This window comes from Sphingomonas immobilis, from assembly GCF_030580995.1.
In the GTDB taxonomy this organism is placed as follows: domain Bacteria; phylum Pseudomonadota; class Alphaproteobacteria; order Sphingomonadales; family Sphingomonadaceae; genus Sphingomonas; species Sphingomonas immobilis.
The window spans coordinates 261301-286494 of the sequence record NZ_JAUQSZ010000004.1 but is presented as its reverse complement, the minus strand read 5'-3'; the positions used below and the strand labels follow the sequence as shown (position 1 = coordinate 286494).

General features: G+C 67.4%; 23 protein-coding genes. 11 read left to right on the top strand and 12 right to left on the bottom strand.

What is annotated here, in order from left to right:
* The 4 genes from Q5H94_RS08330 to Q5H94_RS08315 form a co-directional block, all read left to right on the top strand.
* Positions 1-822 (top strand): thiolase family protein (locus Q5H94_RS08330; protein ID WP_304560797.1); only part of this gene is annotated, 822 nt, incomplete at its 5' end.
* Positions 819-1799, top strand: a complete 981-nt coding sequence (locus Q5H94_RS08325) for an alpha/beta hydrolase (protein WP_304560796.1) — start codon at positions 819-821, stop codon at positions 1797-1799. The genes Q5H94_RS08330 and Q5H94_RS08325, both read left to right, overlap by 4 nt.
* Positions 1800-1847: 48 nt before the next feature.
* The gene (locus Q5H94_RS08320; protein WP_304560802.1) at positions 1848-3149 is read left to right on the top strand and encodes an amidohydrolase family protein; all 1302 of its coding nucleotides are present in this window, start codon (positions 1848-1850) and stop codon (positions 3147-3149) included.
* 106 nt (positions 3150-3255) lie between these two features.
* A complete protein-coding gene (locus tag Q5H94_RS08315) occupies positions 3256-3960 on the top strand; it encodes a nitroreductase (protein WP_304560795.1) in 705 nt (234 codons plus the stop codon).
* A 9-nt stretch (positions 3961-3969) separates the two neighbouring features.
* On the opposite strand, the gene Q5H94_RS08310 is transcribed toward Q5H94_RS08315, so the two are convergent.
* Positions 3970-4788, bottom strand: coding sequence for a FadR/GntR family transcriptional regulator (locus Q5H94_RS08310; RefSeq protein ID WP_304560794.1), 819 nt, complete (start codon positions 4786-4788; stop codon positions 3970-3972).
* A gap of 113 nt (positions 4789-4901) precedes the next feature.
* On the opposite strand from Q5H94_RS08310, the gene Q5H94_RS08305 reads away from it, so the two are divergent.
* Positions 4902-5696, top strand: coding sequence for an enoyl-CoA hydratase/isomerase family protein (locus tag Q5H94_RS08305; protein WP_304560793.1), 795 nt, complete (start codon positions 4902-4904; stop codon positions 5694-5696).
* Positions 5697-5718: 22 nt separating this feature from the next.
* The gene (locus Q5H94_RS08300; RefSeq protein WP_304560792.1) at positions 5719-6585 is read left to right on the top strand and encodes an SMP-30/gluconolactonase/LRE family protein; all 867 of its coding nucleotides are present in this window, start codon (positions 5719-5721) and stop codon (positions 6583-6585) included.
* 4 nt (positions 6586-6589) lie between these two features.
* Here Q5H94_RS08300 and Q5H94_RS08295 read toward each other — a convergent pair whose 3' ends face one another.
* Together Q5H94_RS08295 and Q5H94_RS08290 are read right to left on the bottom strand one after the other, a co-directional pair.
* Positions 6590-7666, bottom strand: a complete 1077-nt coding sequence (locus Q5H94_RS08295) for a phosphotransferase (protein WP_304560791.1) — start codon at positions 7664-7666, stop codon at positions 6590-6592.
* Positions 7663-8862 (bottom strand): acyl-CoA dehydrogenase family protein, encoded by a 1200-nt coding sequence (locus tag Q5H94_RS08290; protein ID WP_304560790.1) that lies wholly within the window; start codon positions 8860-8862, stop codon positions 7663-7665. The genes Q5H94_RS08295 and Q5H94_RS08290 overlap by 4 nt, the downstream gene beginning before the upstream one ends.
* Positions 8863-8946: 84 nt before the next feature.
* Between Q5H94_RS08290 and Q5H94_RS08285 the strand changes: the two genes are divergently transcribed.
* A complete protein-coding gene (locus tag Q5H94_RS08285; RefSeq protein ID WP_304560789.1) occupies positions 8947-10560 on the top strand; it encodes a class I adenylate-forming enzyme family protein in 1614 nt (537 codons plus the stop codon).
* A gap of 7 nt (positions 10561-10567) precedes the next feature.
* Here Q5H94_RS08285 and Q5H94_RS08280 read toward each other — a convergent pair whose 3' ends face one another.
* Genes Q5H94_RS08280 through Q5H94_RS08260 form a run of 5 tightly spaced genes read right to left on the bottom strand, consistent with a single transcriptional unit; the run spans position 10568 to position 15184 of the window.
* Positions 10568-11479 carry an NAD-dependent epimerase/dehydratase family protein gene (locus Q5H94_RS08280; RefSeq protein ID WP_304560788.1) on the bottom strand — a complete coding sequence of 304 codons (912 nt, stop codon included), beginning with the start codon at positions 11477-11479 and terminating at the stop codon, positions 10568-10570.
* Between the two features lie 13 nt (positions 11480-11492).
* Positions 11493-12230 carry an enoyl-CoA hydratase/isomerase family protein gene (locus Q5H94_RS08275; RefSeq protein WP_304560787.1) on the bottom strand — a complete coding sequence of 246 codons (738 nt, stop codon included), beginning with the start codon at positions 12228-12230 and terminating at the stop codon, positions 11493-11495.
* Positions 12231-12232: 2 nt separating this feature from the next.
* Positions 12233-13027, bottom strand: coding sequence for an enoyl-CoA hydratase/isomerase family protein (locus tag Q5H94_RS08270; protein WP_304560786.1), 795 nt, complete (start codon positions 13025-13027; stop codon positions 12233-12235).
* Between the two features lie 19 nt (positions 13028-13046).
* Positions 13047-13457 (bottom strand): Zn-ribbon domain-containing OB-fold protein, encoded by a 411-nt coding sequence (locus Q5H94_RS08265; protein WP_304560785.1) that lies wholly within the window; start codon positions 13455-13457, stop codon positions 13047-13049.
* On the bottom strand, positions 13454-15184 hold the full coding sequence (locus Q5H94_RS08260) for an N-acyl-D-amino-acid deacylase family protein (protein ID WP_304560784.1): 1731 nt from the start codon (positions 15182-15184) through the stop codon (positions 13454-13456). The genes Q5H94_RS08265 and Q5H94_RS08260 overlap by 4 nt, the downstream gene beginning before the upstream one ends.
* Before the next feature lie 101 nt (positions 15185-15285).
* Here Q5H94_RS08260 and Q5H94_RS08255 point away from each other — a divergent pair, with 101 nt between their 5' ends.
* Together Q5H94_RS08255 and Q5H94_RS08250 are read left to right on the top strand one after the other, a co-directional pair.
* Positions 15286-17067, top strand: coding sequence for an acyclic terpene utilization AtuA family protein (locus Q5H94_RS08255; protein ID WP_304560783.1), 1782 nt, complete (start codon positions 15286-15288; stop codon positions 17065-17067).
* Between the two features lie 50 nt (positions 17068-17117).
* A complete protein-coding gene (locus Q5H94_RS08250; protein WP_304560782.1) occupies positions 17118-17276 on the top strand; it encodes a hypothetical protein in 159 nt (52 codons plus the stop codon).
* A 4-nt stretch (positions 17277-17280) separates the two neighbouring features.
* On the opposite strand, the gene Q5H94_RS08245 is transcribed toward Q5H94_RS08250, so the two are convergent.
* The 3 genes from Q5H94_RS08245 to Q5H94_RS08235 are packed head-to-tail and all read right to left on the bottom strand — an operon-like array spanning position 17281 to position 22063.
* Positions 17281-18498, bottom strand: coding sequence for a CaiB/BaiF CoA transferase family protein (locus Q5H94_RS08245; protein WP_304560781.1), 1218 nt, complete (start codon positions 18496-18498; stop codon positions 17281-17283).
* Between the two features lie 5 nt (positions 18499-18503).
* Positions 18504-19838, bottom strand: a complete 1335-nt coding sequence (locus tag Q5H94_RS08240) for an MFS transporter (protein WP_304560780.1) — start codon at positions 19836-19838, stop codon at positions 18504-18506.
* Between the two features lie 23 nt (positions 19839-19861).
* Entirely contained in the window at positions 19862-22063 is a 2202-nt protein-coding gene (locus Q5H94_RS08235; protein ID WP_304560779.1) for a TonB-dependent receptor, read from the bottom strand.
* Positions 22064-22210: 147 nt separating this feature from the next.
* Here Q5H94_RS08235 and Q5H94_RS08230 point away from each other — a divergent pair, with 147 nt between their 5' ends.
* The gene (locus Q5H94_RS08230; protein ID WP_304560778.1) at positions 22211-23125 is read left to right on the top strand and encodes a LysR family transcriptional regulator; all 915 of its coding nucleotides are present in this window, start codon (positions 22211-22213) and stop codon (positions 23123-23125) included.
* Here Q5H94_RS08230 and Q5H94_RS08225 read toward each other — a convergent pair.
* Complete coding sequence (locus Q5H94_RS08225; RefSeq protein ID WP_304560777.1) at positions 23122-24063, bottom strand: 2-hydroxyacid dehydrogenase; 942 nt, start codon at positions 24061-24063, stop codon at positions 23122-23124. The genes Q5H94_RS08230 and Q5H94_RS08225 overlap by 4 nt on opposite strands.
* Before the next feature lie 90 nt (positions 24064-24153).
* On the opposite strand from Q5H94_RS08225, the gene Q5H94_RS08220 reads away from it, so the two are divergent.
* Complete coding sequence (locus tag Q5H94_RS08220) at positions 24154-25194, top strand: aldo/keto reductase (protein WP_304560776.1); 1041 nt, start codon at positions 24154-24156, stop codon at positions 25192-25194.

Below are 25194 nucleotides of genomic sequence, written 5' to 3'. Positions count from 1 at the left end.
ACCGCGCGGAAAACCGGCTTCGCCAACGCGCTCAACGTGCCGGGGCAGCGCGTGCGCGGCGGTTTCAACTGGTATGCGCCCTATCACACTTATGCCGCCGCGACGCAGCAGGCGCTGTATTTCTCGCGCTACGTCCACGAATCGGGGATCAGGCCCGAACAGGTCGCGCGCATCGCGCTCAACGGGCGCCGCAACGCCGGGCTCAATCCCGCCGCGGTCTATCGCACGCCGATCACGCTCGACGACTACTTCGCCTCGCCGATCATCTCGACGCCCTTGCGGCTCTACGATTGCGACGTGCCGATCGACGGATCGACCGCGATCATCCTCAGCCATGTCGATGCCGCGCGCGACCTGCCCAACCCGGTGACGCGGATCGAGGCGGTCGGCTCCAACATGCGCTATCGCAACAGCTGGACGCAGCTCGATGCGCTGGCGACGCAGGGCCAGCCGCACGTCGCCGAGATGATGTGGAACCGCACAGACATGACGACCGCCGACGTCGATGTCGCCGAGCTCTATGACGGCTTCAGCTTCCACACGATCAACTGGCTCGAGAATTTCGGCTTCTGCAAGCGCTTCGAGGCGGGCGACTTCATCGGCGACGGCAGCCGCATCGCGCTGGAAGGGGAGCTGCCGATCAACACCAACGGCGGCGCGCTGTCGGCGGGGCGGATGCACGCTTATGGTCAGGTCCACGAGGCGTGTACGCAACTCTGGGGTCTGGGCGGCGAGCGGCAGGTGAAGGGCGAGCCGCGCGTCGCCGCGCTTTCCACCGCGGGCGGGCCACTTGCCGGATGTTTTCTGCTGGTGCGCGAATGACGACCCGGCACCTCGTCGATCCGGCATTGCTGCCGTTGCTCGAGATGCTCCCGACGCGGGACTTGCACGCCGGGACGCTGATGGAGACACGCGCGCTGATGCGCGAACGGCTGGGCAGCGCACCCCTCGCCGCGCCGGATGCGGTGTTGCACGTCCCCGGCGCGGATGGTGCCCCCGCCGTTGCCGTGCGGCTGTTCCGCCCGCCCGGCGTGGCCAGCCCTTCGCCAGCAATCCTGCACATTCATGGCGGCGGGTTCGTCATCGGCGCAGCCGCGATGAACGACGCGGCGAACGCTGCGCGGGCCATGCGGCACGGCGCGGTCGTGGTATCGGTCGAGTACCGCCTCGCCCCGGAAACCCCTTTTCCGGGGCCGATCGAGGATTGTTACGCGGCGCTCGCCTGGCTGTTTGCAGAAGCGCCTGCGCTCGCCATCGATCCGGCGCGGATCGTCGTCACGGGCGAAAGCGCCGGGGGCGGGCTGGCCGCGGCGCTCGCGCTGCTTGCCCGCGATCGCGGCCTGCCCCCGCTGGCCGGACAGGTGCTGACGTATCCGATGCTCGATCCCGCCTCCCCCGACTCGGCCAATCCCAGTACCGGGGAATTCATCTGGACGCGCGGTTCTACGCGCTTCGGATGGGAGGCGATGCGCGGCGGCCGCCCGATCGCTTCCGAAAACGCCGGATATTTCGCGCCGGCGCTGGCAACGGATCTGCGCGGTCTGGCCCCCGCCTTCATCGCGGTCGGTGCGCTCGACCTCTTTCTCGATGAGGACGTAGCCTATGCGACGAGGCTCTCGCATGCTGCCGTGCCGGTCGAGCTTCACGTCTATCCAGGCGCATTCCATGGCTTCGATCTCGTTGCGCACGCCGCCCCGGCGCTTCGCATGGCTGACGACATCGCTGCAGCCACGGCGCGCTTTCTGGGGGAATATGCTGTAGATTCATCTTGCGCTGGAGATGTTCGAGTCATAAACTGACGCATCGTCAGTTGCAGAATAGCAAAACCGAGGAGAGTGGCCGTGCAGATGGAAGACATGATCATCGTCAGCGTGGACGATCACGCCGTCGAACCGCCCGAGGCGTTCCTCCGGCACTACCCCGCCGACAAGAAGGATCGCGCGCCGCGTATCGTCGATCATGGCGGCAAGGACGTATGGCTGTGGAACGGCAAGCGCTATCCCACCATCGGCCTCAACGCAGTGGTCGGCCGCCCGCGCAGCGAATACGGTATGGAGCCGACCCGTTTCGAGCAGCTCCGTCCCGGCACGTTCGATGCCAAGGCCCGCGTCGATGACATGAACGCCAACGGCATCCTCGGCTCGCTCAATTTCCCGACCTTCCCGAGCTTCGCCGGCGGTGTCTTCATCGCCGCCGAGGACAAGGCCGAAGCGCTGATGGCGATCCGCGCCTGGAACGACTGGCACGTGCTGGAATGGTGCGAGATCGGCAAGAACCGCCTGATCCCGATGATCATCCTGCCGCTGTGGGACATGGACCTGACGCTCGCCGAGATGAAGCGCATGTCGAAGCTCGGCGTGCATAACATCACCTTCCCCGACAATCCCGCGCTGGCCGGCCTGCCGAGCCTGCATAACGAATATTGGGAGCCGTTCTGGGGCGCCTGCGTCGAATACAAGATGCTGCTCAACTGCCATATCGGCACGGGCGCGCGCGCCGCGCACGCATCCGATGAGACGCCGATCGACGCCTGGATCACCACCATGCCGATGTCGATCTCCAACTCGGCGGCGGACTGGCTGTTCGGATCGTTCTGGAAGCGTCACCCGGAACTGCGCATGGCGCTGTCCGAAGGCGGCATCGGCTGGATTCCGTATCTGCTCGAACGCGCCGATTTCACCTACGAGCATCATCACGAATGGACGTTCAGCGATTTCGCGAACGAGCGCCCGTCGGACGTGTTCAAGCGCCACATCGTCACCTGCTTCATCGACGACCAGTTCGGGCTGAAGAGCCTCGACTACATGAACACCGACATGGTCTGTTACGAGGCGGATTATCCGCATTCGGACACGCTGTGGCCGAACTGCCCCGAGCATCTCTGGGTCTCGCTGCTCGGCCAGCCCAAGGAGGTCATCGACAAGCTCACGCATCTCAATGCGATGAAGCTGCTCAACTACGATCCGATCGAGGCGATGGGCGGACGCGAGAACTGCACCGTCGGCGCGCTGCGCTATCTCGGCCGCGACGTGAACGTCGAGCCGCGTGAGGGGCTCGGCGGTCTCAAGACCGAAAGCATGAACCTCGTCGGGGAGGCGCGCCGTCCCGTCACCTCGGGCGAGATCATGGCGATGTTCGCCTCGGCCTGATCCATCTGCCGGCGGCCGCCCGTCGCGGCCGCCGGCATCGCCTCGGAGGATTCGACACGCCGGGTCGGCGCGCTATCGTCACCCGAAAAATCCTCAGGAGCGGACGATGACGCAGGATTTGGCGCCCCCGGATTTCGATACCGTCGTCACAGGACGCCGCAGCACCCGCGGCTTCAAGCCCGATCCTGTACCCAGGGCATTGTTGGAAGAGGTGATCGCGCTCGCTATGCGCGCGCCGTCATCGCTCAACACGCAGCCGTGGAATTTCTACGTCGTGACCGGCGCGCCGCTCGACCGCATCCGCGCGGAGAACAGCCGCCGCAACCTCGCCGGGATCCCCGAATCGCGCGAGTTCCGCAAAATGGAGCTTTACGAGGGCGTCCACCGCGCCCGGCAGATCGAGATCGCCAAGCAACTGTTCGCAGTGATGGGCATCGCGCGCGACGACAAGGCGGCGCGGCGCGACTGGGTGTTGCGGGGTTTCCGCCAGTTCGACGCCCCCGTCTCGATCGTCATCACCTATGACCGCGTCCTGCTCGGCGGCGACATCGCACCGTTCGATTGCGGCGCGGTGACCAACGCGCTGGTCAACGCCGCCTGGTCGCGCGGGCTGGGCTGCGTCATCAACAGCCAGGGCATCATGCAATCGCCGGTCGTGCGCGAACATGCCGGCATCGCCGAGGATCAGGTCATCATGATCTGCGTCGCGCTCGGCTTTCCCGACGACACGTTTCCGGCGAACACCGTCGTGTCGCACCGCAAGTCCGTGGCGGAAGCCGCCACCTTCGTCGGCTTCGATGCGGAAGGCTGAGCCGCCGCGCTAGTCGAGCAAATCGACCAGCCGCTCGCCATCGCCGGTGTCGAGCCAGGACTTGTTGGAGTTGACGACGTGCAACCGCCAATGCTCCTCGGCCTCGTCGCCGCGCCCGGCGTCGATCAGTTCGATCAGCTTCTGGAACGAACGGATGCCCCACAGCGAGCGCCGCCGCTGCGTCTCCTCCGGCATGGCGCGGCGGGAGAGCGAGGAGACCTGATAATGTTCGACGACATCCTGCAACACCGCGGTCAGGAACAGCAGCGTGTGGTTGCCGCCGAGTTCGACCAGCAGGCGGTGGAATTCCGCCAGGCCGATCATGAAATCGACATATTGCTTCGCCTCGACGAAGCTGGTGAGCCGCGCGGCCTCCGCCCGCAGCCGCGCGACGGCATCGGCCGGGCGCGTCTCGGCGAGGCGGCGGGCGATGAACGGCTCGATCGCCAGCCGCGCCTCGTAGATGTCGGCGATCGTGGTGCCCTGCGCCGCCAGCACGAAGCCCGCATAGCGCGACACGCTCTCGACCCGCGGCTGATGCACGCGCGCGCCGGTGCGCGACCCGCGCACGACGCTGATCAGCATCTCCGCCTCCAGGATGCGGAAGGATTCGCGCAGCGTCGGGCGTGAGATGCCGAGCGTCGCCATCAACTGACCCTCTGGCGGAAGGAAGTCGCCTTCCTTCAGCTCGCCGCGGATGATGCGGCGGCGGATATGGTCGGCGACGACCTCCGCCGTCTTGGGAACGCGGATCGCCTGTCGTGCGAGATACTCGTCGCGCCCCGCCGACGCCTTCCCCAGCGAACCGTTCTGATTGTTGTCGTCCACTGCGCATCCCCGAGTTTGATTCATAAGCCTACGCGATGCCGCGCAAAGAGCGCAAGGTTGCCTGGTCCACGCGCGGCGCTTAAGGATATATAACTTAGTTAGAGGGGCCGACAGTGCAATTTGAAACGATTCTCGTCGACAAGGCCGATCACGTCGCAACGGTGACGATCAACCGGCCCGAAGCGCTCAATTCCTTCACCAAGCGGATGCTCGAGGAATTCGAATTCCTGTGGAAGGATATCGGTGCCGACGATGACATTCACGCCGTCGTGCTGCGCGCCGCGCCGGGCCGCGCCTTCTCGACCGGCGTCGACGTGAAGCTCTCGCGCGAGCCGGGCGAGGCGATCATGCACGAGAACATCTGGACCGCGCGCGACCCCGGCGATTTCCTCGGCCCGAAGGCCGCGCGCTGCTGGAAGCCCGTCATCACCGCCGTCCACGGCATGGCGGCGGGCGGCGCGTTCTACTGGATCAACGAGAGCGACATCATCATCTGTTCCGACGATGCGACCTTCTTCGATCCGCACGTGACGTACGGCATGACGGCCGCGCTCGAGCCGATCGGTGCCACCTACCGTATGCCGCTGGGCGACGTGCTGCGCATGGCGCTGCTCGGCAATGACGAGCGCATCGGGGCGGAAACCGCGCGGCGTATCGGCCTCGTCTCGGAAGTCGTGCCGCTCGACCGGCTCTGGGCGCGCGCCGACGAGCTCGCGCGGATCATCGCCGCCAAGCCGCCCGCCGCGACGCAGGGCACGGTGCGCGCGATCTGGGAATCGCTCGACCAGACGCGCGCCGGCGCGCTGCAGACCGGTCTCAAATATTGTTTCGTCGGCAACCCGATCGGCACGGCGCAGGTCGATCGCTTCGCGATCATGGCCCAGGCCAAGAAATACGAAGTTCGCTGAAACGGCGAATGAGGAGAGCGCCATGACCGTGGAGATCATCGCCGAGGGGCTGGCTTTCCCCGAAGGCCCGGTCGTGATGGCTGACGGATCGCTGATCGTGGTCGAACTGGGCGGCGGCCGCGTCACGCGCTGCTGGAAGGGCCGCAAGGAAACGATATCGGAGATCGGCGGTGGGCCCAACGGCGCGGCGATCGGCCCCGACGGCGCGCTCTACGTCTGCAACAGCGGCGGTCTCGACATGGCGGCGGGCGGCAATGCCACGGGGCCGGGCTGCGAGGGCAGGCTCGAACGCATCGATCTCGCCACCGGCCGGGTCGAGCGCGTGTTCGACGCAGCGGAAGGGATTCCGCTCAGCGCCCCCAACGATCTCATCTTCGCGCCCGACGGCAGCCTGTGGTTCACCGACATGGGCAAACGCTACGGCCGGACCACCGAAGCCAGCGCGCTGCTGCACTGCGACCCGTCGCTCGCGACCATTACGCGCGTCAGCGACAAGGCGGTATCCTATAACGGCGTCGGCCTCTCCCCCGATGGCAAGACGGTCTATGTCGCCGACACCTTCCAGGCGCGCGTCTACAGCTTCGATGCGGCCGCAAGCGGCAGGCAGAAGCCCGGCTTCGTCGGCACCGTGCCCGGCATGGTGTGGCTCGACAGCCTGGCGGTGACGGCGGCGGGCAACGTCTGCGTCGGCACGATCTTCGACGGCGGCATTTCGACCGTAACGCCCGCCGGCTCGGTCACGCAAACGCCCTTCGACGAAACCTTCGTAACCAATATCGCCTTTGGTGGCGCGGACATGCGCGACGCCTATGTGACGCTGTCGACCACCGGCCTGCTGGTCCGCGCGCGCTGGTCCGAACCGGGGCTCAAGCTCACTTTCAACGCCTGAGCGCCTAGCCCGGCGCGCCGGCCCGCTTCGCCTGTTCCCACGCCAGTTTGGTAAGCGCGGGAAGCGCGTCGGCACGTTCCTGCGCCTCGGCATTGGCGGCCGTCCCGCGGATCACCCGCCCCTTGATGCCGTGGATGATCGCGGCGAAGCGGAAGAAATTGAACGCGATCGCGAAATCATAGCCCGGCAGAGCGTCACGCCCGGTGCGCGCGCAATATGCGGCGAGATACGCCTCCTCGCTCGGGATGTTGAGCGCGGCGAGATCGGCACCCCCCAGCCCCGGCACGATCAGCGGCGGCATCCGGTACATCATCGCGTGATAGGTGAAATCGGCGAGCGGATGGCCGAGCGTCGAAAGCTCCCAGTCGAGCACCGCGAGGATGCGCGGCTCCGTGGGGTGGAAGATCATGTTGTCGGTGCGGAAGTCGCCGTGGACGATGCGGGTCTCGTCGCCCTCGGGAATCGCAGTCGGCAACCACTCAATCAGCCTGTCGAGATACGGGTCGCGGCCGGCGTCGGCATCCTCGCTGTAGGAGCGGCTCCAGCGCGCGATCTGGCGCGAGAAGTAATTGCCGGGCTTGCCGTAATCGCCGAGGCCGACGGCATCGGGATCGACCTGGTGCAGCGCCGCGATCGCCGCGTTCATCGCATCGAAATAGGCGGGGCGCTCCTCGCGCGGGACGTCCGGGAAGGTCGCGTCCCACTCGACCCGGCCCTCAACCATTTCCATGATGAAGAACCAGGTGCCGATCACGGCATCGTCGGTGCAGAGCCCGTAGACGTGCGCGACCGGGACGCCGGTCCCCTCCAGCGCCGACAGCACCCGCGCCTCGCGATCGACCGCGTGCGCGCCGGGCAGCAACGCGCCCGGCGGCTTGCGGCGCATCACATATTGCCGCGCGGGCGTGATGAGCTTGTAGGTCGGGTTGGACTGGCCGCCCTTGAACTGCTCGACGCTGAGCGGCCCTTCGAAGCCGGCCACGTTCGCGACCATCCACGCCTCGAGCGCGGCGACGTCGAAACGATGCTTGTCGCGGACCCCGCTGGTGCCGATCTGCGATTCGACCGCGAACCCCGTCATGCTGCCGTCGACTCCTGCTGCGCCTTCCAGTCGCGCTTGATCTTCTTGGCGAGGCTCCATTTGTGGACCTCCGTCGGGCCGTCGTAGATGCGGAAGGCGCGGATTTCGCGGTAGAAATGCTCGACCATCGTATCCTCGGTCACGCCGGTGCCGCCGAGCACCTGGACGCAGCGATCGGCGACGCGGCTCAGCGCCTCCGACACCGTCACCTTGGCCATCGAGCTTTCGGCGGTGCCGAGCGCGCCGGTGTCGAGCACGTCGGCGCACCAGTCGATCATCAGTTCGGCCGTCTTGAGGTCCATCAGATTGTCGGCAAGCATGAAGCCGACGCCCTCGTGATCGATCAGCGTCTTGCCGAACGCCTGGCGGCGGTTGGCGTAATCGGTCGCGATCTCGTTGGCGCGCACCGCGGCACCATGCCAGCGCATGCAATGCGACAGCCGCGCCGGGCTAAGGCGGATCTGGGCGTATTTGAAGCCCTCGCCACTCTCGCCGAGCATCTGGTCGGCGGGCACGCGCAGATTGTCGATCGTGATCTCGGCATGGCCGCCGGGCATGCCGGTGTCGATCGTGTTGGGCACGCGCGTGATCTGGATCGCGGGATCGGGCAGATCGACGAGGAACATGCAGGCGCCGTCATCCGACTTCGCCATGATGATGCCGACGCTCGCGCCGTCGGCACCCGTGATGAAGCGCTTCTTGCCGTTGATGACCCAGTGGTTGCCATCCATCTTGCAGGTCGTCTTCATCATCGACGGATCGGAGCCCGCGCCGCCATCGGGCTCGGTCATGAAGAAGGCGCTGCGGCACTTGCCCTGGACCAGCGGATTCAGGAAACGCTCCTTGAGCTCCGGGCTGCCGACCTTGCCGAGCAGATACATATTGCCCTCGTCGGGCGCGGTGGTGTTGACGGCGAGCGGGCCGAGGATCGACAGGCCCGACTTGCGCAGCACCAGCGCGGTTTCGCGCTGCGTCAGATGGCCGCCGTCGGGCAGGATGTGCGGCGTGAGCACGCCCGCCGCGCGCGCCTTCTCCTTGAGCTCATCAATCAGCGAATCGAGCGGGTTGCCATGATGGTCGCGCCGCGTGTCGGCCTCGTAAGGCGTGACGACGTCGCGAACGAACGCCTCGACCTTCGCGGCGATTTCCAGGGCCTGCGGCGAATAGCCGCCTTTCGTGCTGTCAGCGTTGCTCACCTGTCATCCTCTTACCGATTTCAATGTTCCGTTGTTCGCACCGGGCTTCCGTGTCAACGTCGCGTGAAAAGATGAGGAGAGGTTATGGCGGTGCAAGCACCCGCACATCTGGACTGGAGCAAGACCGCGCCCGTCGCGGCGACGGTGCCCGCCCTGCTCGCCTGGGGCGCAGCGACGCACGGGCAGCGCGACGTGCTGGTGATCGACGACGAGCGGCTGACCTATGCCGAACTCGACACGCGATCGGCGGCGTTCGCGGCGCACCTGCTCGCGGCCGGCGTCGGGCGGGGCACGCGCGTGGGGCTGCTGCTGCCGAACGGTGCGGCGTTCGTGGTGAGCTTTTTCGCACTGGCGCGGATCGGCGCGGTCCCGATTCCGGTCAGCACATTGTCGAGCCCGCCCGAACTGGCGCGCATCAGCCGCAGCGCCGGGTTCGCGCTGCTGATCGCGACCGATGCGTATCTCGGCACGGATTTCCTCGCGCGGATAAGCGCGATGCTGGGCGACGGCGCGCGCGGCCCCGCGATCGCGCAGCCCGAGGTGCCGCATCTGCGCGCGATCTGGCTCTGGCACGGGACGGCGGCATGGGCGACGACGATCGTCGAATCGCCCGCGCCGCCAGCGGCAGCGGCCTGCGTCACCGCGGCGGAGGCGCTGGTCACGCCCGCCGACATGCTGACGATCATCTACACTTCGGGCTCGACGTCGGAGCCCAAGGGCGTGATCCACAGCCACGGCACCTTCATGCGATCGTCGCGGCGCTGGGCGGCGTCGATGCCGTATCGCGATGGCGACCGGCTGTTCGGGGCCTCGCCGATGTTCTGGGTCGGCGGGCTCGTCACCTCGCTGATGACGCTGATGCAGGTTGGCGGCGCGCTGGTCAGCTCGGCGAGGAGCGGCGCGGCGCTGCTCGACGTGATCGAGCGCGAGCGCTGCACCACGCTGCAGGTCTGGCCGCACATGGCGCGCCAGATCGCCGAAGACCCGAGCTTCGCGGGCCGCGACTGGAGCGCGATGCGCATCGGCACCGTGCTGGACATGATCCCGCCCGAGCGGCACCAGCGCAATCCCAACGGCTTTGGCTGGGCGATGGGGATGACCGAAACCTCGGGCCCGCACAGCCTGGCGATGGCCGAGATCGACGACGATCATCGCGGCGCGATGGGGCTGCTCGCGCCCGGCATGGAGCATCGCATCGTCGATCCCGAAACCGGCGAACTGCTCGGTGAGGGCGAGCCGGGCGAGCTGCACGTGCGCGGCGACACGCTGATGCTCGGCTATGCCGGGCGCGAGCGGACCGATACGTTCGATGCCGACGGCTGGTTCGCGACCGGCGACATCTGCTCGATCCGCGACGCGCACCTGTTCTTCCACGGCCGGCGCGACGCGATGATCAAGACCGCCGGCGCCAATGTCGCGCCCGCCGAGGTCGAGGCGGCGCTGCTCACCCTGCCCGGCGTCGCGGAGGCGCATGTCCTCGGCATCGCCGATCCGGTGCGCGGGCAGGTGGTCGGCGCGCTGCTGGTGCCGCACGCCGACGTCACGCTGGAACGCGATGCGGTGCTGGCCGCCGCGAAACCGCTGCTGTCGTCCTACAAGGTGCCGCGCAAGCTCGTCATCGCCGCCGCCGCCCCCGCGACCGGCACCAACAAGCTCGATCGCCGCGCCGCCGCGCGGATGATCGAGGAACTGGGGTGAGCGCGCCCTAGAGCGGATCGGCCGCGAGCAGTTGCTTGATCGACTGTTCGGCCGCCGCCAGCATGTCGGTGTGCTTCGGCGACCAGCCGAACTCGCGCCGCGTGCGCGGGCTGCGCGACCGGCTCGACACGCCGAACACGATCAGCGTCGCGAACTTGCCCCACAAGGCGATCGCCTCGTCCATCGTGATGCTGCGCGTCGGCGCGCCCGTCAGCCGCGCCACCGTCTCGGCGATCCAGCGGTTGGGCACTTCACCGGCGACGGCGTGATAGACCGCGCGGTCCTGGCCGGCCTCGGCGACGTGGCGGAAGGCCTCGCCCAGATCCTCGCCGTGGATGTGGGTATACATATTGAGGCCTTCGCCGATGTAGCAGGCGGCACCCGTCTTGCGCACCGAGCCGAGCACGTCGGTGACGAGCGCATGGGGCTGATCGTGCGTCCACACCGCCGGCGGACGCACCACGATGCCGCGCTTCAGGCCCTTGGCGGCGGCCGAGCGGACGCGCCCTTCCAGCGCCCAGCGCGTCGAGATCGCGCGTTGCGGCACGAACTCGTCGGTTTCGGCGAACGTATCCTCGCTCCACGCGCCGCCGGTGCGCTGGCCCAGCACGCCAGTGCCAGAACAGAAGATCAGCGACTTGCCGCTCGCGCTCATGTGATCGAGCATCCAGTCGACCACCGCCGTCTCGGCATCGCCCATCGAGGGGGCGAACACCACCGTCTCGGCATCCGCAATGCCGCGGGCAAGCGCGTCGCGGTCCTCGGCATCGCCGCGGATCGGCGCGATCCCGGTCGCCTTCAGCTTCTCCTCCGACGCATCGGAGCGCGCGAGGCTCGACACCTCGTGCCCCGCCGCGGCCATCGCGCGCGCCGCATGTCCACCGATCAGGCCGGTGCCGCCGATCACGAAAATCTTCATGGTCTTGCTTCCTTTATTTCCTGCGCAGCCGCGCGAGCCGATCGGCCATTTCCGGGCCGCGCCCGGCGGTGTGGTGCATTTCCCAGGCGATGCCGCCGGTCAGCGTCATGCCGTCGGTCTCGCGGCGCAGCGCCTTCATCGCGCGCGTCGCGCGCCAGCTGTTGGCGAGGATATCGGCGCACATCCGCTCCGCCTCCGCCGCCAGCGCATCGTCGGCCACGCACAGGTTCGCCAGCCCCATCGCGGCGGCCTCCGCCCCCGAATAAGTGCGCGAGGCATACATCATCTCGTCGGCGCGCGCCGGGCCGATGCGGCGCGGCAGGCGTTGCGAGAGGCCCCAGATCGGCACGAGATCCCATTTCGCATGGGTGTCGGCGAATTTCGCGCCTTCGCCAGCGATGATGATGTCGGCGGCGAGCACCAGCTCCAGCCCGCCCGTCATGCAATGCCCCTGCACCGCCGCGACCACCGGCATCGGCAGCGTCGCCAGCCGTTCGATCACGCCCGTCTCGAAGCGGCCGGCGGCATTGTCCTCCGACCCGCCGGCGATATCGTCGAGATCGTGCCCGGCGCAGAAGCTCCGCCCCGCCGCATCGAGCAGCACGCAGCCGACCGTGTCGGGCGTGATGCGGTCGAGATGCGCGTCGATCTCGCGAAAGCTCGCGAGGCTGATCGCGTTGAGCTTCTCGGGCCGGTCGAGCGTGATCCGCGCGAGGCCATCGGTTATCGAGAATTGCGTCAGGTCCGCCATCGTCAGCGCCCCGCGAACACCGGCGCGCGCTTGGCCTTCACCGCCGCGAGCCCTTCCCGGAAATCCTCGGTGCCGAGCAGGATCGCCTGGTTGAGCACGTTCGCCGACCATTCCGCCTCCATCGAGGTTTCGAGTCCGCGGTGCAGCGCCTCCTTCACCGAGGCATAGGCGAGCGGCGCGATCGCGGCGAGTTCGCCCGCGAACGCCGCGCCACGCTCCGCCAGCGCATCGGCCGCGACGATCTCGCCCGCCAGGCCGATCCGCTCCGCCTCGGCCGCCTTCACCGCCTGCCCGAGCAGCACCATCTGCGATGCGCGGCCGAGCCCGATCAGCCGCGGCAGCAGGAACAGCCCGCCGAGCGGCGGCATGATGCCGAGCTTGATCCAGCTTTCCTGGAAGAATGCATTCTCCGCCACGATGCGGAAATCGCAGGCGAGCGCAAGTTCGCAGCCGACCGTGACGGCGGCACCCTGCACCAGCGCCACCGTCGGCTTGGGGCAGGTGTAGATGCGCTTCGCCGCGCCCTGGAAATGGGCATAGATCTGCGCCTTGATGTCGCTCGCGGGCATTTGCGTCAGATCGTCGAGAAAGGCGAAATCGGCGCCCGCGCAGAAATGCTTGCCGTCGGCGGCAAAGACGATCGCCTTCACCCCGGCATCGGCGATCAATTCGTCCATCCCGCGGCAGATTTCCGCCAGCGTCTGCGGGCGCAAGGTGTTGCCCTTCTCGGGACGGGCAAGCGTCAGCGTGCCGATCGGTCCGGCACGGCCGACCGTAATATCCTCATAGTCGTTCACGAAAACTCCTGGGTTCAACTCAACCGTCGATGCGGTGGAATTCGGGAATCCAGACATCCTCGACCTGGACGAAGGCGACGCGCACCTTCTGCCCGATCGCGACGCTCTCCGGGTCGATGCCCTGCATCTGCGCGGTCAGCCGCACGCCCGGCTCGCCGTCGAGATCGACCACCGCGAGCGCGTAGGGCACCTGCAGATTGGGCAGCCACGGCTGGTAATTGACGGTGTAGCTGTGGATCACCCCCGTCCCCGCCGCCGCGCGCGGCGTGACGCTGCGCGACAGGCAGACGGGGCAGATCAGCTCAGGCGGGTGAATCGCGTGATCGCAGGCGTCGCAATGCGCGATCATCAGCTCGCCGCGTTCCCCGCCCGTCCAGAAGGGCGTATTCTCGGGCGTCAGTTCGGGCAGGATGCGGATCGGGGCGTTCATGCGACTTCCTTCACGTTTTGCGGGCGGACGAGCCGGCCGGGCAGCGCCCCGGTCGGCGCGCCGTCGCGGTAGGTGACGACGCCGGAGACGATCGTCGCGGCATAGCCATCGGCGATCTGGCGCAACCGCCTGCCGCCGGCGGGGAGATCGTGCGTCACCGACGGCACGTGGAGCTTGAGCGCGTCGAAGTCGATGACGTTGAGATCGGCCTTGTAGCCCGGCCGCAACCGGCCGCGATCGGAGAGGCCGACGGTGTCGGCGGCGGCGCTGGTCAGCGCCGCGACCGCCTTGGCGAGCGGAATGCGCTGCGCCGCCGCCACGTCGCGCGCCCAATATTGCAGGTAATAGGTCGGGAAGCTCGCATCGCAGATCATGCCGTAATGCGCGCCGCCATCGGCAAGCCCGACGATCGTATTGTCGTCATCGAGCATCGCGCGCACGGCGTCGTAATTGCCGTCGCGGTAATTGGCACCGGGCTGATAGATCAAGGTGCGGCCCTCGTTCTGCATCAGCAGGTCGTAAGCGAACGCCTCGAACGACACGCCCGCCGCCGCCGCGCGCTTGTCGAGCCGCTGGTCGAGCGGCGGATCGTAGATCGCCTCGTCGCCCATCTCATAGCCGTAGCGCGCGGCGTGGACGGTCTTGAGCGAGACCGGATTGGTATCCTCTGCCACCTCCGCCAGCAACCTTTCCCGGAAAGCCGGATCGCGCATCGCGGCGACCTTTTCGGGGAGCGTGAGGCCGTTGAGCGCGCGGAAGCTCGGGTGGAGCGAGAAGGGGTGGAAGCTGAGATCGAGCCCGTAGAACATGCCGACGGGGCGCGGCGCGACCTGCGCGCGGATCGGCACGCCCGCGGCATTGGCATCGGCGGTGCCGCGCAGATAGACCTGCCACGCATCCTCCGGCCCGGCGGGCATCTGCAGCAGCGAATAGGAAGTGGGCCGCCCCGCGCTTTCGGCGAGACGCCGGATCAGGCCGATCTCATCGCCCGCATCGCCCATCACGCGCGGGATGATCTGCAGCACGCCGGCATCGGCATCGTGCAGGCCGCCCGCCAGCGCGCGCAGCTCGTCCTCTTCGGAGAACAGGCTCGGCGCGAGATCGCCCGCCTTCGTGCGGTGCATCATGTTGCGCGACGTGGTGACGCCGATCGCGCCGGCGCGGATCGCCTCGGCGGTCAGCGCGCGCATCTGCGCGAGATCGTCGGCGGTCGGCGGCTCGTGGCTCGCCGCGCGTTCGCCCATCACATAGACGCGCAGGGCGGAGTGCGGGAGCTGCGCCGCCACGTCGATGTCGAACGATCGTTCGCCGAGCGCGTCGAGATACTCGGGGAACGTCTCCCAGTTCCACGGCAGCCCTTCGGTCATCACCACCTCGGGCACGTCCTCGACGCCTTCCATCACCGCGACCAGCATGTCGCGTTCGCCCGGTCGGCACGGCGCGAAGCCGACGCCGCAATTGCCCATCACCACGCTCGTCACGCCGTGGCCCGACGACGGCGCCATGCGGTTCTCCCACATCGCCTGGCCGTCGTAATGCGTGTGGACGTCGATGAAGCCGGGCGTGACGATCTTGCCGGTCGCGTCGATCTCCTCGGCGGCGGTGCCGGAGACCGCGCCGATCGCCGCGATCAGCCCATGCTTGATGGCGACATCGGCGATGCGCGCCGCGCCGCCCTCCCCGTCGTGAACGGTGCCGCCGCGAATGATGAGATCGAAATCCGCCATTACCCGCATCCTCTTGTCGTTTGCACGATCGATATCCTCGGCAACCTGGTTTACCAAGTGAATAGATGCGCGGTAAGGCGGCCGGGAGAGGATTCCTAGATATGACGAAGACAGTGCGGATCGGCGGCGCGTGCGGCTTTTACGGCGACTCCTCGGTCGCGCCCGCGCAATTGATCGCAGGCGGCGTCGATTATCTGATCCTCGATTACCTTGCCGAAGCGACGATGTCCGTGCTCGGCAACATGAAGCGCCACCGCGCCGATCTCGGCTATGCCGCGGATTTCACCGAATGGGTCTGGAAGGACAATCTGCGCGCGCTGAAGGAGACGGGCACGAAGATCGTCACCAACGCGGGCGGCGTGAACCCGCAAGCGTGCGCCGCGCGGCTTGCCAAGATCGCTGCCGACGCCGGCCTCTCGTTCAAAATCGCGATCGTCGAGGGCGACGACATGCTGGGGCGGCTCGACGAACTCTCCGCCCAGACCGAACTCTACACCGGCACGCCCTTCCCCCCGCACGATCAGATCGTCACCGCCAACGCCTATCTCGGCGCGACGCCGATCGCGAAGGCGCTGGCGATGGGTGCCGATCTCGTCATCACCGGCCGCGCGGTCGATTCGGCGCTGACGCTCGGCATCCTGATGCACGAATTCGGCTGGTCGCCCGAGCAGTACGACCTGCTCTCGGCCGGGTCGCTCGCCGGGCATATCGTCGAGTGCGGCGCGCAAGGGTCGGGCGGGCTGTTCACCGATTGGGAGGACGTGCCCGACTGGGCGCATATCGGCTATCCGATTGTGGAATGTTCGGCCGACGGCAGCTTCGTCGTCACCAAGCCCGAGGGCACCGGCGGCCTCGTCTCGCGCGGGGTCGTCGCCGAGCAGACGCTCTACGAGGTCGGCGATCCGCAGGCCTATATGCTGCCCGACGTGGTGTGCGATTTCACGCAGGTGACGATCGAGGAGATCGGCACGAACCGCGTGCGCGTGGCGGGCGCGATCGGCTATCCACCGAGCGGCAGCTACAAGGTGTCGATCACGCACCAGGACGGCGAGCGCTGCCTCGCCTTCATGCCCGTCGTCGGCCGCGACGCCGCACGGAAGGCGCAGCAGCAGGGTGAGGCGGTCGTCACCCGCGTCGAGGAGATGCTGCGCGACCGCAACCTCGGGCCGTTCCGCGCCAAAAGGATCGAGATCATCGGCGCCGAATCGAGCTACGGTGCCAATGCCCGCGCGCAGGCGACGCGCGAAGTGGTCTGCAAGATCGCGGTCGAGCATGACGACACCCGCGCCTTCAAATATTTTCTGCGCGAGTTCGATTCGCCGACCACGTCGATGTCGGTCGGCACGACCGGCTGGTTCGGCGGGCGCGGGCAGGTGACGCCGGTGATGCGCGTCTTTTCCTGCCTGATCGACCGCGAGGCGGTGTCTGTGACGGTGACGCTCGACACCACCGAAACGGTCGCCACCCCTGCCCCGCCGGCGCGCTTCGATCCGGCGATGATCGTGCGCCCGGCCGCGCCCGATGCGCCCGCGCCGCCCGCCGCGACGCGCACCGTGCCGCTGATCGAGCTCGCCTGGGCCCGCTCGGGCGACAAGGGCGATGCGTTCAACATCGGCGTCATCGCGCGCCGGCCCGAGTATCTGCCCTATATCCGCGCTGCTCTGACGGAAGAGGCGATGCGCGCCTTCTTCGCGCACGAGTTCGAAGGCGCGCGCAACCCCGCCGTCAACCGCTACGACGTGCCGGGGATGGACGCGCTCAACCTGCATTTCCTCGATGCGCTCGGCGGCGGGCAGTTCGCCAGCCTGCGGCTCGATCCGCTTGCCAAGGGCAAGGCGCAGCAGTTGCTCGATTTCGAAGTGACGATGCCCGCCCCGCTGTGAAGGGAACCGCGCCCGCGCTCGCGCGCTGACTCCGCCAGAGGAGAGATGCGATGGCCGACCCCAAGGATCCCGACGCGCTGACCGAGGATGGCCGCGCGCCGGTGTTGAGCGAAGATCAGGCGGAGACGCCGCCCGATGCCGATGCGGACGAGGCGAAGGCGATCGACCTGCCGATCGAGGAAGGCGATTTCGACGCCCAGCCCGGCTGAGCGGTCAGATCGCGCCTTCCGCGCGCAGCGCCGCGATGCGCGCATCGTCATAGCCCAGCACCTCGTGCAGCACGCTGTCGGTATGTTCGCCGAGCTGCGGCGGTGGGGATACCTGGTTGACCGGCGTTTCGGACATGCGAATGGGGTTGGCGATCATCGGCAGGGTGATGCCCGAGCTGTCGACCACCGTCCGCGCCAGATCGCGGCTGACGATCTGCGGGTCGGCGAAACACTGGTCGACCGTGTAGATCGGCGAGCAGATGATGTTGGCGGCGACCAGCGCCTCGTAGAGATCGCCGAGCGCCCAGTCGGCAAGCGTGCGGGTGATCTCCACCTCCAGCGCGGCGACGTTGGTGAAGCGTTCCGCGCGCGTCCCGAACAGCGGATGCGTCAGCAGGTCGAGCCGGTCGATCACGCCGCAGAAGATGCGGAACTTGTCCTCCGCGCTCGCCTGGATGTTGATCATCCCGTCCTTGCACGAATAGGTCTGCGCCGGTGCCGATCCGGCGGCGGCGGTGCCGAGGCGCAGCGGGATGTCGCCCGTCATCAGGTAATCGATCGCGCGGTGCGACATGGTCGCCACCGCCACGTCGAGCAGCGCCATGTCGATATGCTGGCCCGGCCCGCCCTGCTCGCGCACGCGCAGCGCCGCCTGGATCGCGTTGGAGGCGTACAGGCCGGTGATCAGGTCGCTGATGATCAGGCCGATCTTGGTCGGCGGCTGATCGGGTTCGCCGGTGATGCTCATCATCCCGCTCATCGCCTGAAACACGCTGTCGGTGCCGGGGCGCGGCGCATAGGGCCCCGTCTGGCCGAAGCCGGTGATCGAGCAATAGACGATGTCGGGCGCGACCTCGCGGATGCCGGCATAGTCGAGGCCGTAGCGGGCGAGGTCGCCGACCTTGAAATTCTCGACCATCACATGGCTGATCGCGGCGAGATCGCGCACGATCTGCTGCGCGCCGGGCTTGGTGAGATCGACCTCGACCGATTTCTTACCGCGATTGGCCCCGATGAAATAGCTCGAGATCGGCACGTCGTTGCCGTTCGCATCCTTGACGAAGGGCGGGCCGTAGTGGCGCATCTCGTCGCCGCGCGTCTTGCGTTCCAGCTTGATGACGTCGGCACCGAGATCGGCGAGCATCTGCGTGCAGAAGGGGGCTGCGAAGGTGCGGCCGAGATCGACCACGCGGATGCCCGCGAGCGGTTTCGGGAGGGACATGAGCGTCACTGTTCCTTGTGGTTCATCGCGCGCAGATTGTTGCCGACCCACATCAGCAGCAGCACGACGATCGGCGCGAAAATCGCCATGACGGTGACCATCGACAGGCCGATCTTGGCCTTGTCGACGAACACCGACTGGGTGATGAAGGCGGTGATCGGTGCGCCGATCAGCGATCCCAGCACGGTGATGACGGCGTAGAACCAGGCGGACATCCGCCCGCGCAGGTGCGGCGGCGTATGCAGCTGGAGCGCGGCGACGGCATAGCCGAGGAACGGGTAGCAGAGCACCGAATAGATCGCCATCGTGCCCAGGAAGATCCACGGATTGCCCGACAGCAGGCCGATGATCGTCGCCGGCACGCCGATCAGCACGCCGACCCATTGGTAGCGGACGTGCGCGTCGGCCATGCCGCGCGCATAGAGCCGATCGACCAGCATCGCCCCGCCGATCTGCCCGATCAGCCCGGCGATGATATGCTCGGTGCCCCAGGCAAGGCCGATATTGGCGATGTTCCAGCCATACGTGCGCTGCATGAAGGTGGGGATCCACGACAGCAGCGAATTGGTGATGATGTTGAGCGTGCCGAACGCCACCGGCAGGCCGAAGAACAGCCGCGGGTTGGAGGCGCAGAAGCGGAAGAAGGCGGCGATCGACATGCTCATGTCGCGCCCGGCCACCGCCTCGTGCCGGCGGTCGATCCGCTCCTTCACCAGCAGCGCGAGCGGCGCGAGCAGGACGGTCGGCACGCCCACCGCCAGGAACACCATCTGCCACGGCTGCACCGTGCCGATCACCGGCACCGCCTGCGGGCTGCCTTCGGCGATCAGATGGACGAGCTGCCCGCCGAGGATCGTCGCGAGGCCCGTGCCGATCACCGAGCCCAGCGAATAGGTGGCGAGCGCGGTCGACAGCTTCTCGCGCGGGAACTGCTCGGTGATCAGCGAATGCGCGGCAGGCGTCAGCGCCGATTCGCCGACGCCCACGCCCATCCGCCCGATCAGCAGCACCGGAAACGCGCCCGCCAGCCCGCACACGCACGTCGCCAGTCCCCAGACGATGATCGCCCCCGTCGTCAGCCAGCGGCGCGAGAAGCGATCGATCAGGCCGCCCATCAGCAACCCGCACAATGCGAAGAACAGCCCGAAGGACGGCCCCATCAACCAGCTCATCTGAAGCTCGGTGAAGCCGAGATGCGCCTGGATCGGCTTGACCATCATGTTGATGACCTGCCGGTCGATGAACGCGATCACGTAGAACGACAGGAACAGCGCGACCATCGCTCCGCCGGTCAGGTAACCGCGCGTCGCGCCGGGCGGGGATGGGGTCGTGCTGGTCATCGGCATCGCTCTCCTGTGGTCGCTCAGAAATCGACGCCGACGCGGACGCCGTAGGTGCGCGGCTTGGCAAAGACCTGCGTATCGCCCGACGCCGACGACAGGATGTAGAGCTGGTGCGCGGTGTCGAGCAGATTCTGCACCCACACCGCGACCTTGTAATGGCCGCCGGCCGGGCGCCAGCCCACTTCGCCGTTGATCAGCGTATAGCCCGGCTGGACGACACGGTTGCTCGCCTCCCAATATTGCTTGCCGCTGTAATAGACGTTGGCGGCGGTGGTGATCTTGCCCGCGCCGATGTCGAACGCATAGTCGAAGCCGCCGCTCACCGTGATGAAGGGCGTGCGGATGATGTTCTTGCCGGTCGCGTCGATGAAGACCGTCGCGTTGCCGCCGGTCGGCACGCCGCCCGCCGACAGGATCGGCGTCGTCACCTGCGCCCCCGGATAACTGGTGTAGGTGCCGTGCAGCAGCGACATGCCGAAGCGCAGGTTGAGGCCCTGGACCGGGTTGGCGAACAGCTCCGCCTCGCCGCCGTACAGCCGCGCCGCGCCGGCGTTCTGAAGGTCGGAGGCGAGCGTCACCGGATTGCGGACGTTGACCTGCAGATCGCTGTAGTCGGTGTAGAAAGCGGCGATCGTGCCGCGCAGCCACGGCGCCATCTTGAACTTGCCGCCAATTTCGTACTGCGTCACCGTCTCGGGGTTGACCGGCACCGGATTGGCGCTGCCGCTGGGGAAGGTCGAGGATGCGAAGATCCCCGATTTGAAGCCCTGCCCGGCCTTGAGATAGACGTTGGCATCGTCGCTGAACTTGTACTGGATCGTCCCGCTCGGCGTGAACTGGCTGAAGCGCTTGCGCCCGAAGCGTTCGTTGTTGGTGGTGAGATTGAGGTTGGTGATGTCGAAGCCGCGGATCTCGCTGGTGTAGCGGCCCGCCGCCGTGATCGAGAGCGCGTCGGTCAGGTGATAGGTCAGCTGCGCATAGGCGGCGATCGAATCGGTCGTCACCACCGAGACGATGTTGGTCGCCGCCGTCGTCACGCCCGCGGCGGAGGTCGTGATCACCTGCGACGGATTGTTGCCCGCCGTCGCCTGGAAATACGTGCCGCCGACGATCCAGTCGAGCCGCCCCGTCGTCGACGAGGCATACAGCTCCTGGACGATCGAGTTCGAATAGTAATTGACCTTCTGCAGCGAGACCGGCTGCGCGGTCGCGTCATTGTCCGACAGGATGTCGAGCTGCGAGCGATCGACGCCGGTGATCGCCGTGATGTCGGCGAACCCCGCGTGGAAGATCGCGGTCAGCGATCCGGCATTCTGCTGGAAGCGCGAATCGCCGCCGTTGGTCGATGTCTCGAACGGACCCGTCGGGATCAGCACCGCCGGGTTGCGCACCAGCGCGGTGGTGTTGCGGTTGAGCGGCTGCGCCGAGGTCGCGAGCGAATCGCGCATCGTGTTGTGCGATACCGAGAAGATCAGGTCGAGGTTCTCGGTCGGCCGCACGCGCACCTTGCCGCGGATCGAAAAGCCGTTGGTGTCGCCGCGGTTGGGCCCGCCCTGCAGGTTCTTCAGATAGCCGTTGTCATCCTTGTAGAGGACGGCGAGGTCGGCCGCGATCACGTCGTTGCCGCCGGTCGCATAGCCTTTCAGGAGCACCTCGTCGTAATTGCCGTAGCTTGCCGAGGCCTTGAAGGCTTCCTGCGCGCTCGGCGTCGTGGTAATGATGTTGATCGCGCCGCCGGTGCTGTTGCGCCCGAGCAGCGCGCCCTGCGGCCCGCGCAGCACCTCGATCCGGTCGATGTTGTTGAGTTCCATCACCGAGGAGGCGAGGAACGGCTGATAGACGCCGTCGATATAGACCGGCACCACCGATTCGTCGCCCGCGCCGACGCCGCGCGTGCCGATGCCGCGGATCGTCGGCTGCGGCGAGAAGGAGGATTGCGCGAAGTTGAAGCCCGGCACGACCTGCGCGAGCTCCTTGCTGCTCTGGATGCCCGAATTCTGCAGCGTCGCCGCGCTGAACGCGGAGATCGAGATCGGCACGTCCTGCAGCCGTTCCTCGCGGCGCTGCGCCGTCACGACGATATCGCCGACATCGGGCTGGGCCGCCGGGGCCGGAGCCGTCTCCGGCTGAGCTGTGGTCTGGGCGAATGCCTGGGTCGAACTGCCCGCCAGCAGAACGGCGGCGATGGCGACGCGGCGCGCGGATGCGATGTGAAGTCCCATTCTTCCTCTCCTTCGTCCGGCTCGTTCTTGTGGCCGTCATGCGGCTCGTCCGGTTCGACAGGAATTTCACATCCCGAAGGTGCGATCATCACCGATTTATCGCGCGATCTATCACGAAACGTGCTAGATGTGTAACGGGAGAGAAACATGATTGATCCATCAGAGATCAAGAGCTTCGTCACGATCGCAGAGGAGCGTTCCTTCTCGGCCGCCGCGCAACGCCTCGGGCTGGCGCAGTCCGCCGTGTCGCAGCGGCTCAAGCGGCTCGAGGACCAGCTTGCGCTGCATCTGCTCGATCGCACGTCGCGGCGGGTGCGCGTGTCGGTCGAGGGCGAGCTGTTCCTGCCGCACGCCTACCGCCTGCTCGAAGTGCATGAGGAAGCCCTGCGCGCCGCCGATCACATCCGCAGCAAACGCGGCTCGACGCTGCTGCTCGGCGGCTACAGCTTCCTGATCGAGGAACGGCTGAAACTGGTCGAGCATTTCCTGGAACTCAACCCGACGACGCAGGTCGATGTCCATCACGGCGCGCGGCTGGATCTCTACCGCCGGCTCGCGACGGGCGAACTCGACGCCGTCGTCGCGCTGGCGCTGCCGGGACAGACGCAGACCGATCTCGAGGCCGTCCATGTCGAGCGCCGCCAATGCCACGTCGCCTTTCCGCCCAGCCATCCGCTCGCCGCGCGGTCGACGATCACCTATGCCGATCTGAGCGGACATCCGCTGACGATCTCACCCGGCCGGCAGGACGCCGAAATCCTCGGCACCGTCACCGCCGAACTGGTGCGGCGCGGGATCGAACTGATCGCCGCGCCCGAAGCCGATCGTCGCGCGATCGAGCAATTCGCGAACGTGCGCGGGCTGCCGTATCTGCGCTGGTATCCCAGTTGCCGCGAACGGCATGAGCGCAGCGGTTGCGTCGTGCTGCCGATCGACGACGATGTCGTGTTCACCGACCTGATCGTCTATTTCAGCAAGGACGGCGGCCGTGCGGTCGCCAGGCACTTCGCAGACTCGGTTCGCGACTATGTTGCGCTGGGGCTGAACGAGGCGACGGCCTAAACCACGCGCCGCAGCAGCGGCTCGCCCGCGAAATGGCGGCGAAGGTTGTCGAGCGCCCCTGCGAACACGCGCGCGAACGCCTGTTGCGTCGCGCCCGCGACGTGCGGCGCCATCAGCACGTTGGGCACGCCGGCCCAGTCCGATCCATTGATCGGCTCATGCTCGAACACGTCGAGCGCGGCCGCGCCGAGCCGCCCGTCCTGCAGCGCCGCGATCATCGCCGGCTCGTCGATCACGAACCCGCGCGAGACGTTGACGATGAGGCCATCGGGGCCCAGCGCAGCGAGGACGTCGGCGGTGATCAGCCCGCGCGTGCTGTCGTCGCCCCGCGCCGCGACCATCAGCACGCTCGACCAGCTCGCCAGCTCCTCCAGCGATTCGATGCGCGGCCACGCCGCGTCGGGCTTGGGGCGCGGCCCCCACCAGGCGATCTCGCAGCCGAACGGCTCCAGCCGGCGCGCGATCGCCAGCCCGATATGGCCGAGCCCGACGATGCCCACCTTCTGCGCCGACACCGACACCGGCGGGCGGCGGCGCGCAGCCGGCCAGCGATCCTCGCGCACATAGCGGTCGTTGGCGATCACCTCGCGCGTCTGGGCGAGCATCAGCGTCACCGCGAAATCGGCGACGTCGCCGGCGTTGAGATCGCCGGCATTGATGACGGCGACGCCGCGCGCCTTCGCCGTGTCGAGGTCGATCCCCGACATGCCGGCCGCCACCGTCGCGATCAGGCCGAGATCGGGCAGCAGATCGAATCGCGCCGCATCGAACCGCTCCATCCCCGAAACCAGCGCCGCGCCGATCCCCGCGCCGTTGGCGGCGAGAAACGCATCGCGGTCGCCGGCGCCCTCCAGCCGGACGATCTCGAACTCATCCGCGCCCGGACGCACCAGCTTCTCGATCGCGTCGCTCATCACGAGCAGTCTGGGTTTGGGCATCGCTCACCTTTCAGTTTCCGTTGACGAATAGCGCGGGCGCGTGAATGGCACACTTATATAACCTAGCAAAACAGCAAGGAGCGGCGACTCATGGAAACACGCTTTCTCGGCCGGAGCGGCCTCGAAGTCTCGGTGTTCGGCTTCGGTACGATGACCTTCAGCGACGGCGAGGGCATGTTCGGCGGCGTCGGCGCGACGCGCGGCGACGATGCCCGGCGCCAGATCGATATGTGCGTCGATGCGGGCGTCAACCTGTTCGACACCGCAGACGTCTATGCCGCCGGCCGCTCCGAGGAAATCCTCGGGCAGGCGCTGGGGGCAAAGCGCAAGGACGTGATCGTCGCCACCAAGGCGTTCGGCCGCATGGGCAAGGGCGCGCACGACACCGGCCTGTCGCGCCGCCACCTGATCGACGCCTGCGACGCCAGCCTGAAGCGGCTCGGCACCGACTGGATCGATCTCTACCAGGTCCACAGTTTCGACGCGCTCGCCCCGCTCGAGGAGACGCTGCGCGCGCTCGACGATCTCGTGACGGCGGGCAAGGTGCGCTACATCGGCTGCTCCAACTTCAACGGCTGGCATCTGATGAAGGCGAGCGCCATCGCCGAACGGCGCGGCAGCGAGCGTTTCATCGGCCAGCAGATCCAATATTCGCTGATGGTGCGCGATGCGGAGGAGGAGCTGCTCCCCTGCGGCGTCGATCAGGGCGTCGGCGCGCTGATCTGGAGCCCGCTTGCGCAAGGCTTCCTGTCGGGCAAGTTCCGTGACGGCGACAGCGATGCAGCGCAGCGGCTCGTCCTCAACGGGCGGCTGAAATCCTATGACACGCCGCTCGGCAAGGCGGTGGTCGATGCATTGCTGGAGATCGCCGCCGCGCATCCCGGCGCCTCGCCGAGCCAGGTCGCACTCAACTGGCTGCTCGCGCGGCCGGGCGTGTCGACCGTGCTGCTCGGCGCACGCAGCGACGAACAGCTCGCCGACAATCTCGCGGCGGCAAGCTGGTCGCTGACGGCGGACGAGGTCGCCGCGCTCGACAAGGCGAGCCAGACCGGCATGCGCTATCCCAATTCGCACCACCGCCTGTTCACGCAGCACCGCAACCCGCAGCTGTTCGAACGCTTCAAGGATTGA

Excerpts from the sequence above, each read along its gene's own strand:
- Q5H94_RS08325 (WP_304560796.1), top strand. The coding sequence starts at position 819 with ATGACGACCCGGCACCTCGTCGATCCGGCATTGCTGCCGTTGCTCGAG.
- Q5H94_RS08320 (WP_304560802.1), top strand. The coding sequence starts at position 1,848 with ATGGAAGACATGATCATCGTCAGCGTGGACGATCACGCCGTCGAACCG.
- Q5H94_RS08315 (WP_304560795.1), top strand. The coding sequence starts at position 3,256 with ATGACGCAGGATTTGGCGCCCCCGGATTTCGATACCGTCGTCACAGGA.
- Q5H94_RS08300 (WP_304560792.1), top strand. The coding sequence starts at position 5,719 with ATGACCGTGGAGATCATCGCCGAGGGGCTGGCTTTCCCCGAAGGCCCG.
- Q5H94_RS08295 (WP_304560791.1), bottom strand. The coding sequence starts at position 7,666 with ATGACGGGGTTCGCGGTCGAATCGCAGATCGGCACCAGCGGGGTCCGC.
- Q5H94_RS08285 (WP_304560789.1), top strand. The coding sequence starts at position 8,947 with ATGGCGGTGCAAGCACCCGCACATCTGGACTGGAGCAAGACCGCGCCC.
- Q5H94_RS08280 (WP_304560788.1), bottom strand. The coding sequence starts at position 11,479 with ATGAAGATTTTCGTGATCGGCGGCACCGGCCTGATCGGTGGACATGCG.
- Q5H94_RS08275 (WP_304560787.1), bottom strand. The coding sequence starts at position 12,230 with ATGGCGGACCTGACGCAATTCTCGATAACCGATGGCCTCGCGCGGATC.
- Q5H94_RS08265 (WP_304560785.1), bottom strand. The coding sequence starts at position 13,457 with ATGAACGCCCCGATCCGCATCCTGCCCGAACTGACGCCCGAGAATACG.
- Q5H94_RS08260 (WP_304560784.1), bottom strand. The coding sequence starts at position 15,184 with ATGGCGGATTTCGATCTCATCATTCGCGGCGGCACCGTTCACGACGGG.
- Q5H94_RS08255 (WP_304560783.1), top strand. The coding sequence starts at position 15,286 with ATGACGAAGACAGTGCGGATCGGCGGCGCGTGCGGCTTTTACGGCGAC.
- Q5H94_RS08250 (WP_304560782.1), top strand. The coding sequence starts at position 17,118 with ATGGCCGACCCCAAGGATCCCGACGCGCTGACCGAGGATGGCCGCGCG.
- Q5H94_RS08245 (WP_304560781.1), bottom strand. The coding sequence starts at position 18,498 with ATGTCCCTCCCGAAACCGCTCGCGGGCATCCGCGTGGTCGATCTCGGC.
- Q5H94_RS08240 (WP_304560780.1), bottom strand. The coding sequence starts at position 19,838 with ATGACCAGCACGACCCCATCCCCGCCCGGCGCGACGCGCGGTTACCTG.
- Q5H94_RS08235 (WP_304560779.1), bottom strand. The coding sequence starts at position 22,063 with ATGGGACTTCACATCGCATCCGCGCGCCGCGTCGCCATCGCCGCCGTT.
- Q5H94_RS08230 (WP_304560778.1), top strand. The coding sequence starts at position 22,211 with ATGATTGATCCATCAGAGATCAAGAGCTTCGTCACGATCGCAGAGGAG.
- Q5H94_RS08225 (WP_304560777.1), bottom strand. The coding sequence starts at position 24,063 with ATGCCCAAACCCAGACTGCTCGTGATGAGCGACGCGATCGAGAAGCTG.
- Q5H94_RS08220 (WP_304560776.1), top strand. The coding sequence starts at position 24,154 with ATGGAAACACGCTTTCTCGGCCGGAGCGGCCTCGAAGTCTCGGTGTTC.